We start from the raw sequence: 13,853 nt of genomic DNA, 5'->3' as shown, positions 1-13,853 counted from the left end.
GGAAAGGATGGGTTTGGCTATGTGGTCAGCTATGAAGCAAGGTCAACGGTCACAAAATTCTACGCGTCTTCCTGGGGAAGGATGATTTCAATTTGGCTGTCTTGTAAGCGTGATTTTAGCGCAGCGGGCGGCAGCTCGTCGGTAAAGAGCGCAGTGACCTGTGCCACATTACCAATTTCAACCGCCGCCGAAGCATGATACTTAGTGTGATCGGCGACCAGCAGAATATTTCTCGCGTGCGCCATCATCGTTTTCACCACGTTAGCTTCGTTTACATCAAACTCCATCAACGCGCCATCGCTCTCAATCGCCCCAACGCTTGTTACCAGATAATCAGCCCGAAAATCGGCCACAAAGGACGCCGCTGAAGGGCCAATGATCCCGCTATTATGAGAGCGCAATGTACCGCCGGGCACCATCACTTCAAAGCGCGGGTTGTGGTACAGAATATGCGCCACACGCAGGCTGTTCGTGATTATCCGCAAATGATTATGGTTAAGTAACGCCCGGGCGACATGTTCGACAGTCGTACCGATGGTGATAAATATTGTCGATCCATCAGGAATATAGTCTGCCACCGCTTCGGCAATCGCTTTTTTCTCTTCAGTTTGCGAAACCTCACGCTGTTCGAACGCCGTATTAACGACGCTGGAGGCCCGACCCGCGCCACCGTGATGGCGCGTGATCAGCCCTTGCTCGCTTAATTTACGAATATCCCGGCGGACCGTCTGCGTGGAAACATCCAGCAGATTTGCCAGCTCATCAATATTCATATACCCACGCTCGGCGATCAGCATGAGGAGTTGGTCGTGCCGCGGGTTACCGGTTAGTTCGGTAAGGCTCATGAAAATTCCTCGAAAAACCATCACCCTGGCATTTTATACAAAAAGTGACAAAAAAGATCGGGTTTGATCACAGTCAGGGATCCCGGCACGCCCACCGGGACGCGTGCATTTTAACGCCGCCACACCGCTGGCAAAGCGGACGGAATCCGCTAAATCTCCACCTGTTGCCAGCGCCACCGCCAATGCGCCGTGAAAAACATCGCCCGCACCGGTAGTATCTACCACATCAACTTTGAAAGCTGGCTGATGCTGTCGCCCGCCATTCTCCAGCCAGTCACAGCCTGCACTGCCCTGAGTAACATAGACATGTCCATTTGTGAGCGTTTGTGCCTGTTTTAGGGCACTCGCCATCTCTTTCACGCCCGTTAGCCGCGCCAGACCCGGTTCTGAAAAAGCAGCATGATCGCTTAACGCCACCAGCTCACTGATATCCTGCGGCGTAATATCACCGTCCAGCACGGTCATCACGCCCGCCTGCCGCGCCAGAGTGAAGGCTTTTTTCGCGCCGTCATGCCAGCGTACATCTGCCAGCACCACGTCCCACTGAGAGAAATCAATTTCCTCCAACCACTCTGCGTCAGGCAGCAGGTCCGGGCTGGGATAGTTAATGATGATTCGCTCTCCTTTGGCATCCACCATGATGGCGGATTGCGAAGATTTCGCCTGGTTATACCGTTTGGTGTAACGGGTGTTAACGCCCCAGGATTCCAGCTCTGCCAGCAGGCTGTTGCCCGTGTCGTCGTCACCGACGCGACCAATAAAATCGACCTGCGCACCCAGTCTGGCCGCCGCAACTGCTGCTGTAGCCGCTGGCCCGCCGCCAACTTCCGTATAATTTTTCGCCACGTATTTACCGCTCTCCGTCGGCAACCCTTCCACGTAATAGATGCGATCCATCACGGTAATTCCTACACAAGCAACACGAATCATGGTCATTCCTTAAGCATTTTGGGATGCGTTCATTTTAATTTCATCAATTGTTTAAAAAGTGACGGCTGTCAATTTTTTGACGATAAATTACAAATACGATCAAAAACAGACAAGCAATACATGTCATAAATGACAAAAAGTGACATCACTGTATTCAGGAGAGGGTTATGGCAGCAATCGCGTTTATCGGTTTAGGGCAAATGGGTTCGCCAATGGCGAGCAATTTATTGCAGCAAGGGCATCAACTTTGCGTCTTCGATGTGAATGCCGAAGCCGTACAGCATCTGGTAGACAAAGGGGCGACTCCCGCTGCTAACCCAGCGCAGGCCGCTAAAGGTGCCGAATTTATCATTACCATGTTGCCGAATGGCGATCTGGTGCGTCACGTGTTGTTCGGTGAAAACGGTGTCTGTGAGAGCTTATCTTCCGATGCGCTGGTCATTGATATGTCGACCATCCACCCCCTGCAAACCGATAAATTGATTGCTGATATGCAGGTCAGAGGCTTCAGCATGATGGATGTTCCGGTTGGCCGTACTTCCGCAAATGCCATTACCGGTACTCTGTTACTGCTGGCTGGCGGCACCGCTGAACAAGTTGAACGTGCCACGCCGATCCTGATGGCAATGGGCAGTGAGTTGATCAACGCGGGCGGTCCGGGCATGGGGATCCGCGTTAAGCTCATCAACAACTATATGAGTATCGCGCTCAATGCGCTTTCGGCAGAAGCTGCCGTTTTGTGCGAAGCCCTCAATCTTCCCTTCGATGTTGCCGTCAAGGTAATGAGCGGTACTGCCGCCGGTAAAGGCCACTTCACCACTTCCTGGCCGAACAAAGTCCTCAGTGGAGATCTTTCTCCCGCCTTCATGATCGATCTTGCCCATAAGGATCTTGGCATCGCCCTCGATGTTGCCAACCAGTTGCATGTGCCGATGCCGCTGGGGGCCGCCTCACGGGAGGTTTATAGCCAGGCGCGCGCAGCAGGTCGCGGTCGCCAGGACTGGTCCGCCATTCTGGAGCAGGTCCGTGTCAGTGCCGGGATGACTGCCAAAGTAAAAATGTAACGACTGGATAAAGGAATAAATGAATGAATAAGTACACCATCAACGACATTACGCGCGCATCGGGCGGTTTTGCCATGCTGGCAGTCGATCAGCGCGAAGCCATGCGCATGATGTTTGCCGCGGCTGGCGCACCCGCTCCAGTAGCCGATAGCGTTTTAACTGATTTCAAAGTTAACGCCGCGAAGGCCCTTTCACCTTATGCATCGGCGATTCTGGTAGATCAACAATTCTGCTACCGCCAGGTGGTTGAGCAAAACGCGATTGCCAAAAGTTGCGCCATGATTGTCGCCGCCGATGAGTTCATCCCTGGCAACGGTATTCCGGTAGATAGCGTAGTCATTGACCGCAAAATCAACCCGCTACAAATCAAACAAGACGGCGGTAAAGCCTTAAAACTGCTGGTGCTGTGGCGTAGCGATGAAGATGCGCAGCAACGCCTGAATATGGTGAAAGAGTTCAACGAACTGTGCCATTCAAACGGTCTCGTGAGCATCATTGAGCCGGTTGTTCGCCCGCCGCGTCGTGGCGATAAATTCGATCGCGAACAAGCGATCATCGATGCCGCCAAAGAACTGGGCGACAGTGGCGCTGACCTCTACAAAGTTGAAATGCCGCTTTACGGAAAAGGTCCGCAACAAGAGCTTCTCAGTGCTTCACAACGTCTGAATGACCATATCAATATGCCGTGGGTGATCCTCTCATCCGGCGTCGACGAAAAACTGTTCCCGCGTGCCGTACGCGTGGCAATGACAGCGGGTGCATCGGGCTTCCTGGCTGGTCGTGCCGTCTGGGCATCGGTTGTCGGTTTACCGGACAACGAGCTGATGCTGCGTGACGTTTGCGCACCGAAATTACAACAACTTGGCGATATCGTCGACGAAATGATGGCTAAACGCCGTTAAGATGAGGATACAAAAATGAAATGGTTTAACACCTTAAGTCACAACCGTTGGCTGGAACAGGAAACCGATCGCATCTTTGATTTTGGTAAAAATTCCGTAGTACCGACTGGCTTTGGCTGGTTAGGCAATAAAGGGCAAATCAAAGAAGAGATGGGCACGCATCTGTGGATCACCGCTCGTATGCTGCACGTTTATTCCGTTGCTGCGGCGATGGGTCGCCCTGGCGCTTACGCGCTGGTTGATCACGGTATCAAAGCCATGAACGGCGCACTGCGCGATAAAAAATATGGCGGCTGGTATGCCTGTGTGAATGACGAGGGCGTGGTGGATGCCTCCAAACAAGGCTATCAACACTTCTTTGCTCTGCTGGGTGCCGCCAGCGCCGTCACTACCGGTCACCCGGAAGCACGCAAGCTGCTCGATTACACCATTGAAATTATTGAAAAATATTTCTGGAGTGAAGAAGAGCAGATGTGCCTGGAGTCGTGGGACGAAGCCTTCAGCAAAACCGAAGAGTACCGCGGCGGCAATGCCAATATGCACGCGGTGGAAGCTTTCTTGATTGTTTATGACGTAACGCATGACAAAAAATGGCTGGATCGCGCGATTCGCGTGGCTTCCGTCATTATCCACGACGTCGCCAGAAATAATCATTATCGCGTTAACGAGCACTTCGATACCCAGTGGAATCCGCTGCCGGATTACAACAAAGATAACCCGGCGCACCGCTTCCGCGCATTCGGAGGCACGCCGGGCCACTGGATCGAATGGGGCCGTTTAATGCTGCATATCCACGCTGCCCTGGAAGCCCGTTGCGAACAACCTCCAGCATGGCTGCTAGAAGATGCCAAAGGTCTGTTCAACGCTACCGTGCGCGATGCCTGGGCGCCCGATGGTGCCGACGGGATTGTTTATACCGTTGACTGGGAAGGCAAACCGGTGGTCCGCGAACGTGTGCGTTGGCCTATCGTCGAAGCGATGGGTACAGCTTATGCGCTCTACACCGTTACCGGCGATCGCCAGTACGAAACCTGGTATCAGACATGGTGGGACTACTGCATTAAGCACCTGATGGACTACGAAAACGGTTCCTGGTGGCAGGAGCTGGATGCGGACAACAAGGTCACCACCAAAGTCTGGGACGGTAAACAGGATATTTACCACCTGCTGCATTGCCTGGTGATCCCACGTATCCCGTTAGCGCCAGGCCTGGCACCGGCTGTTGCGGCGGGTCTGCTGGACGTGAATGCCAAATAACTGACTGAAAACCCTAACCCTCTCCCCAAAGGGGAGAGGGGACCGCCCGGCGCAGTTTTTTGGTTTGACATCAGCCTCATGGGAGGCTGTATGCCGTTTTTTAATTAAGGTGCCTCGTATGCAAATCACCAACATGCATTGCAGTGGACAAACCGTTTCACTTGCCGCGGGGGATTATCACGCGACTATCGTGACGGTTGGTGCTGGTCTGGCTGAATTAACTTTTCAGGGTTGTCATTTAGTCATCCCGCACAAACCCGAAGAGATGCCGCTGGCGCATCTGGGTAAAGTGCTTATTCCGTGGCCGAACCGGATCGCCAACGGCTGTTACCGCTATCAGGGACAGGAATATCAGTTACCCATTAATGAACATAGTTCAAAAGCCGCTATTCACGGGCTGCTTGCCTGGCGAGACTGGCAAATTAGCGAATTAACCGCCACCAGCGTTACCCTGACAGCTTTTCTACCGCCCAGTTACGGCTATCCGTTTATGCTGGCTTCGCAGGTTGTTTATTCGCTCAATGCTCGCACGGGCCTTTCCGTTGAGATCGCAAGCCAGAATATTGGTACTGTGACCGCACCTTATGGTGTGGGTATTCATCCTTATTTAACCTGCAACTTAACATCTGTTGATGACTATCTTTTCCAGCTTCCGGCAGAACAGGTTTATGCCGTCGATGAGCACGCAAATCCGACAACGCTTCACCACGTTGATGAGCTGAATTTAAATTTCACGCGGGCGACAAAAATAGCCGCGACAAAAATAGACCATACCTTTAAAACCGCTAATGATCTGTGGGAAATGACCATTACCCATCCACAGCAGGCACTTTCGGTGAGTCTTTGTTCCGATCAACCCTGGGTGCAGGTTTATAGCGGCGAAAAATTACAGCGTCAGGGACTGGCAGTTGAACCTATGAGTTGCCCGCCTAACGCCTTTAATTCCGGCACCGATTTATTATTACTGGAACCAGGAAAAAAGCATCGACTGTTTTTTAATATTCACGGGCAGCACAATTAATTTCATTAAGAACAAAACGAGATCATTGTTTAGGGTTGTATTTACACAACAGGAAATATTATGGACTTTTTTACGTTATTTTCGCCAGATGGGGCCATGCTGGAAACAAACGTGGTATGTATCGTTATCGCGTTGATGTTTCTTTATACCTTTGTGGGGATATGCGCGGGATTTGGTGGCGGTTTAACCACCATGCCACTCGTCACGTTAATGCTCCCCGTAAAAATGGCAACACCACTTTCGGTAATTGTCGGCACCGCAACCGCCTTGTACGCCACCTGGCTATCACGCAAAGAAACGGATTGGCGCTCGGCAATGGTGCTGATTATTTTCTCATTTTTGGGAATACCCGTCGGTTTATATGCGCTGTCATATTTACCCGACCATTTTATGAAAGTGGGCTTAGGTGGATTTCTTATCCTCTACTCCTTTTACAGCATGTTTATTCCTCGCTTGCCGATTTATGACCGTAACTGGATCGCCGCACCTATCGGCGCAGTAGCTGGCGCATTAGGCGCGGCGTTTTCAACCAACGGGCCGCCGATGGTTATCTACGGGATGCTGCGTAACTTAGGTCCGGCGGCATTTCGCGGCACACTGAACGCCTTCTTCACCGCAAACAACATCGCGGTGATCGGCGGGCTGGCGACCAGCGGAATTTTGACTGTTTCTATCTTTAAACTGGTGCTGTTTTGTATTCCCACCATGATCCTCGGTTCACTGATTGGACAATATGTGCATAAACGCATTTCGGTCAAAGTGTTTCGTGTGATGGTCTTTTTATTGTTGATTGCCTCCGGTTCTATGTTGATAAAAGGTGCGTTGGGAATTCCCGCCGCTGCCGCACTTCTGCCTCCGTTTACCTTGTTAGTTATACTGCAACTGGCATTTGGTAAAAAAGTGGCGGCAATCCGCCGAGCTGAAGAAAGTAAATAATCAGTTGCGCGGGTTTTAATTTATACCCGCACACATTCTTTGATTAATGAAACCTGTAATAACAGGATGGCATGAAATATTAGTTTTATACTCTATGGAGATTATTTATGGATACGCCACGCCCACAGTTATTAGATTTTCAATTTCATCAGAATAACGACAGTTTTACTCTACGTTTTCAAGACCGTCTTATTTTAATCCATAGCAAAGATAATCCTTGCTTATCGATTGGCTCAGGTATAGCGGATATCGATATGTTCCGCGGTAATTTCAGCATTAAAGATAAATTGCAGGAGAAGATTGCGCTCACCGACGCCATCGTCAGCCAGTCACCGGATGGCTGGTTAATCCATTTCAGCCGTGGTTCTGACATTAGCGCCACGCTGCGTATCTCTGCCGACGATCAGGGCCGTTTATTGCTGGAACTACAAAACGACAACCATCACCATAACCGCATCTGGCTGCGTCTCGCCGCACAACCAGAGGACCATATCTATGGCTGCGGCGAACAATTCTCCTACTTTGATCTGCGCGGCAAACCGTTCCCGCTATGGACCAGTGAACAAGGCGTTGGTCGCAACAAACAAACCTATGTCACCTGGCAGGCCGACTGCAAAGAGAACGCGGGCGGCGACTATTACTGGACCTTTTTCCCGCAGCCAACCTTTGTCAGCACGCAGAAGTATTACTGCCATGTCGATAACAGCTGCTATATGAACTTCGACTTTAGTGCCCCGGAATACCATGAACTGGCGCTGTGGGAAGACAAAGCAACGCTGCGTTTTGAATGTGCTGATACATACATCTCCCTGCTGGAAAAATTAACCGCACTGCTGGGACGTCAGCCAGAACTGCCCGACTGGATTTATGACGGGGTAACGCTCGGCATTCAGGGCGGGACAGATGTATGCCAGAAGAAACTGGATACCATGCGTAACGCGGGTGTGAAGGTCAACGGCATCTGGGCGCAGGACTGGTCCGGGATCCGTATGACCTCGTTTGGCAAACGTGTGATGTGGAACTGGAAGTGGAACAGTGAAAACTACCCACAGTTAGATTCCCGCATCAAGCAATGGAAAGAAGAAGGCGTGCAGTTCCTCGCCTACATCAACCCGTATGTTGCCAGCGATAAGGACCTCTGCGCCGAGGCGGCTTCACACGGCTATCTGGCAAAAGATGCCTCTGGCGGTGACTATCTGGTGGAGTTTGGTGAGTTTTATGGCGGCGTTGTCGATTTGACCAATCCTGAAGCCTATTCCTGGTTCAAAGAAGTCATCAAGAAAAACATGATCGAATTGGGCTGCGGCGGCTGGATGGCAGATTTTGGCGAATACTTGCCGACCGATACGTATCTGCACAACGGCGTCAGTGCCGAGATAATGCATAACGCCTGGCCCGCGCTGTGGGCGAAGTGTAACTACGAAGCCCTTGAAGAAACAGGCAAGCTCGGCGAGCTCCTCTTCTTTATGCGTGCCGGTTCTACCGGTAGCCAGAAATATTCCACCATGATGTGGGCGGGCGACCAGAACGTCGACTGGAGTCTGGACGATGGCCTGGCGTCGGTTGTTCCAGCGGCGCTCTCGCTGGCGATGACCGGGCATGGCCTGCATCACAGTGACATTGGCGGTTACACCACCCTGTTTGAGATGAAGCGCAGCAAAGAGCTGCTGCTGCGCTGGTGCGATTTCAGCGCCTTCACGCCGATGATGCGCACCCACGAAGGTAACCGTCCTGGCGACAACTGGCAGTTTGACGGCGACGCGGAAACCATCGCCCATTTTGCCCGTATGACCACCGTCTTCACCACCCTGAAACCTTACCTCAAAGACGCCGTCGCACAGAACGCGAAGTCCGGCCTGCCGGTTATGCGCCCGCTGTTCCTGCACTACGAAGACGATACACACACCTACACCCTGAAATATCAGTACCTGTTAGGCCGCGACATTCTGGTCGCTCCGGTGCATGAACAAGGCCGTAGCGACTGGACGCTCTATCTGCCGGAGGATAACTGGGTACATGCCTGGACGGGAGAAACCTTCCACGGTGGAGAAGTCACCGTTGAAGCGCCCATCGGTAAACCGCCGGTCTTTTATCGCGCCGACAGCGAATGGGCTGCACTGTTCGCCTCGTTAAAAAGCATCTAATCACGTCCGCCCGTGGGGAAACTCACGGGCACAGGGAGAACAACGATGAGTCACATCACAACGGAAGATCCGGCTACTTTACGCCTGCCCTTTAAAGAGAAACTCTCTTACGGTATCGGCGATCTGGCCTCTAACATCCTGCTGGATATCGGCACGCTTTATCTTTTGAAGTTTTATACCGACGTTCTGGGGCTGCCTGGTACCTATGGCGGCATTATCTTTTTGATTTCGAAGTTCTTTACTGCGTTTACCGATATGGGTACCGGCATCATGCTCGATTCCCGACGCAAGATCGGTCCAAAAGGTAAGTTCCGTCCTTTTATTCTGTATGCGTCATTCCCGGTCACCTTACTGGCGATCGCCAACTTTGTCGGCACACCGTTTGATGTCACCGGTAAAACGGTGATGGCCACTATCCTGTTTATGCTCTACGGGCTGTTTTTCAGCATGATGAACTGCTCTTATGGCGCAATGGTCCCCGCTATTACCAAAAACCCCAACGAACGCGCATCACTGGCGGCATGGCGTCAGGGTGGCGCTACATTGGGCCTGCTGCTTTGTACGGTGGGATTCGTGCCGGTTATGAATCTTATCGAGGGTAATCAGCAACTTGGCTATATCTTCGCCGCCACGCTGTTTTCACTGTTCGGCCTGCTGTTTATGTGGATCTGCTATTCGGGCGTGAAAGAGCGTTATGTCGAAACGCAACCTGCAAATCCGGCGCAAAAGCCAGGCCTGCTGCAATCTTTCCGTGCGATTGCCGGTAACCGCCCGCTGTTCATTTTGTGCATTGCTAACCTCTGTACCTTAGGGGCATTTAACGTCAAGCTCGCCATTCAGGTCTATTACACCCAGTACGTACTTAACGATCCCATCCTGTTGTCGTATATGGGATTTTTCAGCATGGGCTGTATTTTCATCGGCGTGTTCCTGATGCCTGGTGCAGTCAGACGTTTTGGTAAGAAGAAAGTCTATATCGGCGGTCTGCTGATTTGGGTGCTGGGCGATCTGCTCAACTATTTCTTCGGCGGCGGCTCGGTCAGCTTTGTGGCGTTCTCCTGCCTGGCGTTCTTCGGCTCAGCGTTTGTTAACAGCCTGAACTGGGCGCTGGTTTCTGACACCGTCGAGTACGGCGAGTGGCGCACCGGCGTTCGTTCGGAAGGAACGGTCTACACCGGCTTCACCTTCTTTCGCAAAGTGTCTCAGGCGCTGGCAGGTTTCTTCCCAGGCTGGATGCTGACGCAAATCGGCTATGTGCCAAACGTGGCGCAGGCTGACCATACCATCGAAGGTTTACGCCAGCTGATCTTCATCTACCCAAGCGCACTGGCGGTAGTCACCATTGTGGCGATGGGTTGCTTCTACAGTCTGAACGAGAAAATGTACGTCCGCATTGTTGAAGAAATAGAAGCCCGTAAACGCACGGCATAAATAATAAACAACGCCCTGCGGGGCGTTATAAGGAGTGATTATGTCTGACCATAATCCACTGACATTAAAACTGAATCTGCGGGAAAAAATCGCTTATGGCATGGGCGACGTCGGTTCGAATTTAATGCTTAGCATCGGCACTCTGTATCTCCTCAAATTTTATACCGATGAATTAGGGATGCCTGCTTACTATGGCGGGATTATCTTTCTGGTGGCGAAATTCTTTACCGCGTTTACCGATATGCTCACCGGATTTTTACTCGACTCGCGGAAAAATATTGGGCCTAAAGGCAAATTTCGTCCCTTTATTTTATATGCAGCGGTTCCGGCGGCGTTAATTGCAACGCTCCAGTTTATCGCCACCACCTTTAGTTTGCCGGTTAAAACGACGATTGCCACCGCGCTGTTTATGATGTTTGGACTTTCATACAGTCTGATGAACTGCTCGTATGGCGCGATGATCCCGGCCATTACCAAAAACCCCAATGAGCGCGCGCAGCTCGCAGCTTATCGACAAGGAGGAGCCACCATAGGGCTATTGATTTGTACCGTGGCGTTTATTCCGTTGCAGTCGCTATTTTCTGACCCCACCGTCGGTTACGCCTGCGCGGCACTGATGTTCTCCATTGGCGGCTTTATTTTTATGATGCTGTGCTACAGAGGCGTCAAAGAGCATTATGTGGACACGACGCCAACCGGACATAAAGCCAGTATTCTCAAATCTTTTTGCGCGATATTTCGTAATCCGCCATTGCTGGTTTTATGCATTGCTAACCTGTGTACCCTGGCGGCATTTAATATCAAACTGGCAATTCAGGTCTATTACACCCAGTATGTGCTGAATGATATTAATTTATTGTCGTGGATGGGATTCTTCAGTATGGGATGCATCCTCATCGGCGTATTGCTGGTGCCATTAACTGTAAAATGTTTTGGTAAAAAACAGGTTTATTTAGCTGGCATGGTGCTGTGGGCGGTGGGGGATATCCTGAATTATTTCTGGGGCAGTAACTCTTTCACTTTCGTCATGTTCTCTTGTGTCGCCTTTTTTGGTACGGCCTTTGTAAACAGCCTGAACTGGGCGCTGGTACCGGATACCGTAGATTATGGTGAATGGAAAACAGGTATACGTGCCGAAGGTTCTGTTTATACCGGTTATACCTTCTTTCGTAAAATTTCAGCCGCACTTGCTGGCTTCTTGCCAGGCATTATGCTGACGCAAATCGGTTATGTTCCCAACATCGCGCAAAGCGATGCAACATTACAGGGTTTGCGTCAGCTCATTTTTATTTGGCCTTGTGCGCTGGCGATAATTGCTGCATTGACGATGGGATTCTTTTACACGCTCAATGAAAAACGTTTTGCGATGATTATTGAGGAAGTTAACCAACGCAAAAATAAAGAAATTAAGACAGAAGAAAAAACGGCTTCCGTAACGTTATAAAAACAATAGCCGCTATGACCATCTACAGGGATGGCGGCCTTCCTACATATAAAAAATGGATTTAATATGAAAAAGTTAAATGCAATAATTTTATTATCCTCTCTGACTTCCGCATCGGTATTCGCAGGCGCATACGTCGAAAACAGGGAGGCATATAATCTCGCCTCCGATCAGGGCGAGGTTATGCTACGTGTGGGTTATAACTTCGATATGGGCGCGGGTATCATGTTAACCAATACCTACAACTTTCAGCGAGAAGATGAACTAAAACATGGATATAACGAAATCGAAGGTTGGTATCCTTTATTTAAACCAACCGATAAATTAACCATCCAGCCCGGTGGCTTAATTAATGATAAGAGCGCCGGTTCCGGTGGTGCTGTTTATCTGGATGTTAACTACAAATTTGCCCCGTGGTTTAACCTGACGGTACGCAACCGTTTTAACCATAATAACTACAGTTCAACAGATTTGAACGGGGAGCTGGATAATAATGACACCTATGAAATTGGTACCTACTGGAATTTTAAAATCACCGAGAAATTCTCCTATACATTTGAGCCACATTATTTTATACGCGTAAATGACTTTAATAGCAGCAATGGAAAAGATCATCACTGGGAAATCACTAATACCTTCCGTTACCGTATTAATGAACACTGGCTCCCTTATTTCGAATTACGCTGGTTAGACCGCAACGTCGAGCCGTACCACCGCGAGCAAAACCAGATTCGTATCGGAACGAAGTATTTCTTCTGATGTAAAAATGTAAAAAGCCGCTTAGCATGAACTGTCCAACTTTAGGGGGGCAGTCCAAAAATTTGAGCGGCTTTTTACCCAAACATTCACAATATAAATAACTTCACATAATTATATAATTGTACTGATTATAAAATATTCCTCATCCTCTCTATCAAAGCCATTGACTACCCGGTAAGATCTTTTCCACTGCAACACCCACAAGGAATGAGAAAATGGAAAAGAAATTTTTTATGGATTGGGATGAGGATGATGAAACCCAGCAAGAAGAATTTATCAATAATATTTTAGCCGATGAAGACCTGCCCAACATTCGCTCTCTGATTATTGGCAGTTGGGGTGAATGCTGGGATGAGGGAAGTAGCCAACCGATAATCGACATGTTTGCTGAACATGCGGAACGCTTTGCTCATCTTGAGTCCCTGTTTATCGGCGATATGGAAAGCGAAGAGTGTGAGATTTCATGGATCCAACAAGGCGATTATTCCCGTCTGTATGCTGCGCTGCCGAACCTGAAAAAGTTGACGATTAAAGGTACTCAGGGCCTGGAACTGGGAGAAATCGCTCACGACAAACTGGAGCATCTGGAAATCATCTCTGGCGGTACGCCATGTGGCGTGTTCGCGTCATTGCAAAACTCTCAGCTGCCTGCGTTAAAAACACTTATCGTTTATATTGGCGTTGAGGATTATGGTTTTGATGCATCGATGGATATCGTGATGAATCTGGCGTCGAAATCTCTCTTCCCGAGCCTGACACATCTTGGCCTGGTTAACAGTAAAGCACAGAACGAAATCGCCCGCCGCGTACTGGAGAGCGATATTCTTCCACAACTGGAAGTGCTGGAACTCTCTTGGGGTACACTCACCGACGAAGGTGCAGAGCATCTTCTCAAACATGCCGATCGCCTTAGCCATCTGAAACTGCTGGATTTGCAGCATCATTACCTGACAGAAAAAATGCAGGAAAAATTGCAGAAAACGCTACCGATCGAAGTGGATGCCTCATACAGAAATAAACCGCGTACTTATAGTGATAGAGTTTATATGACTCCCATGTTTACCGAATAAACTGCCTATAACAGGAGATGGTAACATCTCCTGTTATTTATCACAGAAAA

At 50.0% G+C, this 13,853-nt stretch carries 12 protein-coding genes; 10 read left to right on the top strand and 2 right to left on the bottom strand.

What is annotated here, in order from left to right; all coding sequences use genetic code 11:
* Positions 1-59: 59 nt before the first annotated feature.
* Together FQ015_RS15800 and yihV are read right to left on the bottom strand one after the other, a co-directional pair.
* A complete protein-coding gene (locus tag FQ015_RS15800; protein ID WP_000059678.1) occupies positions 60-845 on the bottom strand; it encodes a DeoR/GlpR family DNA-binding transcription regulator in 786 nt (261 codons plus the stop codon).
* A gap of 33 nt (positions 846-878) precedes the next feature.
* Positions 879-1,775, bottom strand: a complete 897-nt coding sequence (gene yihV, locus FQ015_RS15795) for a sulfofructose kinase (protein WP_039021509.1) — start codon at positions 1,773-1,775, stop codon at positions 879-881.
* Positions 1,776-1,942: 167 nt separating this feature from the next.
* On the opposite strand from yihV, the gene yihU reads away from it, so the two are divergent.
* From yihU to FQ015_RS15745, 10 genes are all read left to right on the top strand, one after another.
* Entirely contained in the window at positions 1,943-2,839 is an 897-nt protein-coding gene (gene yihU, locus FQ015_RS15790) for a sulfolactaldehyde 3-reductase (protein WP_039021510.1), read from the top strand.
* A 23-nt stretch (positions 2,840-2,862) separates the two neighbouring features.
* Entirely contained in the window at positions 2,863-3,741 is an 879-nt protein-coding gene (yihT, locus tag FQ015_RS15785) for a sulfofructosephosphate aldolase (protein ID WP_042002952.1), read from the top strand.
* A 15-nt stretch (positions 3,742-3,756) separates the two neighbouring features.
* Positions 3,757-4,998 (top strand): sulfoquinovose isomerase, encoded by a 1,242-nt coding sequence (gene yihS, locus FQ015_RS15780; RefSeq protein ID WP_160524249.1) that lies wholly within the window; start codon positions 3,757-3,759, stop codon positions 4,996-4,998.
* A 118-nt stretch (positions 4,999-5,116) separates the two neighbouring features.
* Positions 5,117-6,019, top strand: coding sequence for an aldose-1-epimerase (locus tag FQ015_RS15775; RefSeq protein ID WP_039021512.1), 903 nt, complete (start codon positions 5,117-5,119; stop codon positions 6,017-6,019).
* Positions 6,020-6,079: 60 nt separating this feature from the next.
* Positions 6,080-6,955 carry a sulfite exporter TauE/SafE family protein gene (locus tag FQ015_RS15770; RefSeq protein ID WP_000345431.1) on the top strand — a complete coding sequence of 292 codons (876 nt, stop codon included), beginning with the start codon at positions 6,080-6,082 and terminating at the stop codon, positions 6,953-6,955.
* Between the two features lie 107 nt (positions 6,956-7,062).
* Positions 7,063-9,099, top strand: coding sequence for a sulfoquinovosidase (gene yihQ / locus FQ015_RS15765; protein WP_039021513.1), 2,037 nt, complete (start codon positions 7,063-7,065; stop codon positions 9,097-9,099).
* A 45-nt stretch (positions 9,100-9,144) separates the two neighbouring features.
* Entirely contained in the window at positions 9,145-10,530 is a 1,386-nt protein-coding gene (locus tag FQ015_RS15760; RefSeq protein ID WP_039021514.1) for an MFS transporter, read from the top strand.
* A gap of 40 nt (positions 10,531-10,570) precedes the next feature.
* The gene (locus FQ015_RS15755) at positions 10,571-11,974 is read left to right on the top strand and encodes an MFS transporter (protein ID WP_160524248.1); all 1,404 of its coding nucleotides are present in this window, start codon (positions 10,571-10,573) and stop codon (positions 11,972-11,974) included.
* Between the two features lie 66 nt (positions 11,975-12,040).
* Complete coding sequence (gene ompL, locus FQ015_RS15750) at positions 12,041-12,733, top strand: porin OmpL (RefSeq protein WP_160524247.1); 693 nt, start codon at positions 12,041-12,043, stop codon at positions 12,731-12,733.
* A 215-nt stretch (positions 12,734-12,948) separates the two neighbouring features.
* A complete protein-coding gene (locus FQ015_RS15745) occupies positions 12,949-13,803 on the top strand; it encodes an STM4015 family protein (RefSeq protein ID WP_105279131.1) in 855 nt (284 codons plus the stop codon).
* The last annotated feature ends 50 nt before the right edge of the window (positions 13,804-13,853 follow it).

This window comes from Escherichia sp. HH26CH, from assembly GCF_009820205.1.
Lineage (GTDB): Bacteria > Pseudomonadota > Gammaproteobacteria > Enterobacterales > Enterobacteriaceae > Escherichia > Escherichia coli_F.
Note: the sequence above shows the minus strand (reverse complement) of the source record. Positions and strands in the feature narration are given on the sequence as shown.

Excerpts from the sequence above, each read along its gene's own strand:
- yihV (WP_039021509.1), bottom strand. The coding sequence starts at position 1,775 with ATGATTCGTGTTGCTTGTGTAGGAATTACCGTGATGGATCGCATCTAT.
- FQ015_RS15745 (WP_105279131.1), top strand. The coding sequence starts at position 12,949 with ATGGAAAAGAAATTTTTTATGGATTGGGATGAGGATGATGAAACCCAG.
- FQ015_RS15760 (WP_039021514.1), top strand. The coding sequence starts at position 9,145 with ATGAGTCACATCACAACGGAAGATCCGGCTACTTTACGCCTGCCCTTT.
- FQ015_RS15775 (WP_039021512.1), top strand. The coding sequence starts at position 5,117 with ATGCAAATCACCAACATGCATTGCAGTGGACAAACCGTTTCACTTGCC.
- FQ015_RS15755 (WP_160524248.1), top strand. The coding sequence starts at position 10,571 with ATGTCTGACCATAATCCACTGACATTAAAACTGAATCTGCGGGAAAAA.
- FQ015_RS15800 (WP_000059678.1), bottom strand. The coding sequence starts at position 845 with ATGAGCCTTACCGAACTAACCGGTAACCCGCGGCACGACCAACTCCTC.
- yihQ (WP_039021513.1), top strand. The coding sequence starts at position 7,063 with ATGGATACGCCACGCCCACAGTTATTAGATTTTCAATTTCATCAGAAT.
- ompL (WP_160524247.1), top strand. The coding sequence starts at position 12,041 with ATGAAAAAGTTAAATGCAATAATTTTATTATCCTCTCTGACTTCCGCA.
- FQ015_RS15770 (WP_000345431.1), top strand. The coding sequence starts at position 6,080 with ATGGACTTTTTTACGTTATTTTCGCCAGATGGGGCCATGCTGGAAACA.
- yihU (WP_039021510.1), top strand. The coding sequence starts at position 1,943 with ATGGCAGCAATCGCGTTTATCGGTTTAGGGCAAATGGGTTCGCCAATG.
- yihS (WP_160524249.1), top strand. The coding sequence starts at position 3,757 with ATGAAATGGTTTAACACCTTAAGTCACAACCGTTGGCTGGAACAGGAA.
- yihT (WP_042002952.1), top strand. The coding sequence starts at position 2,863 with ATGAATAAGTACACCATCAACGACATTACGCGCGCATCGGGCGGTTTT.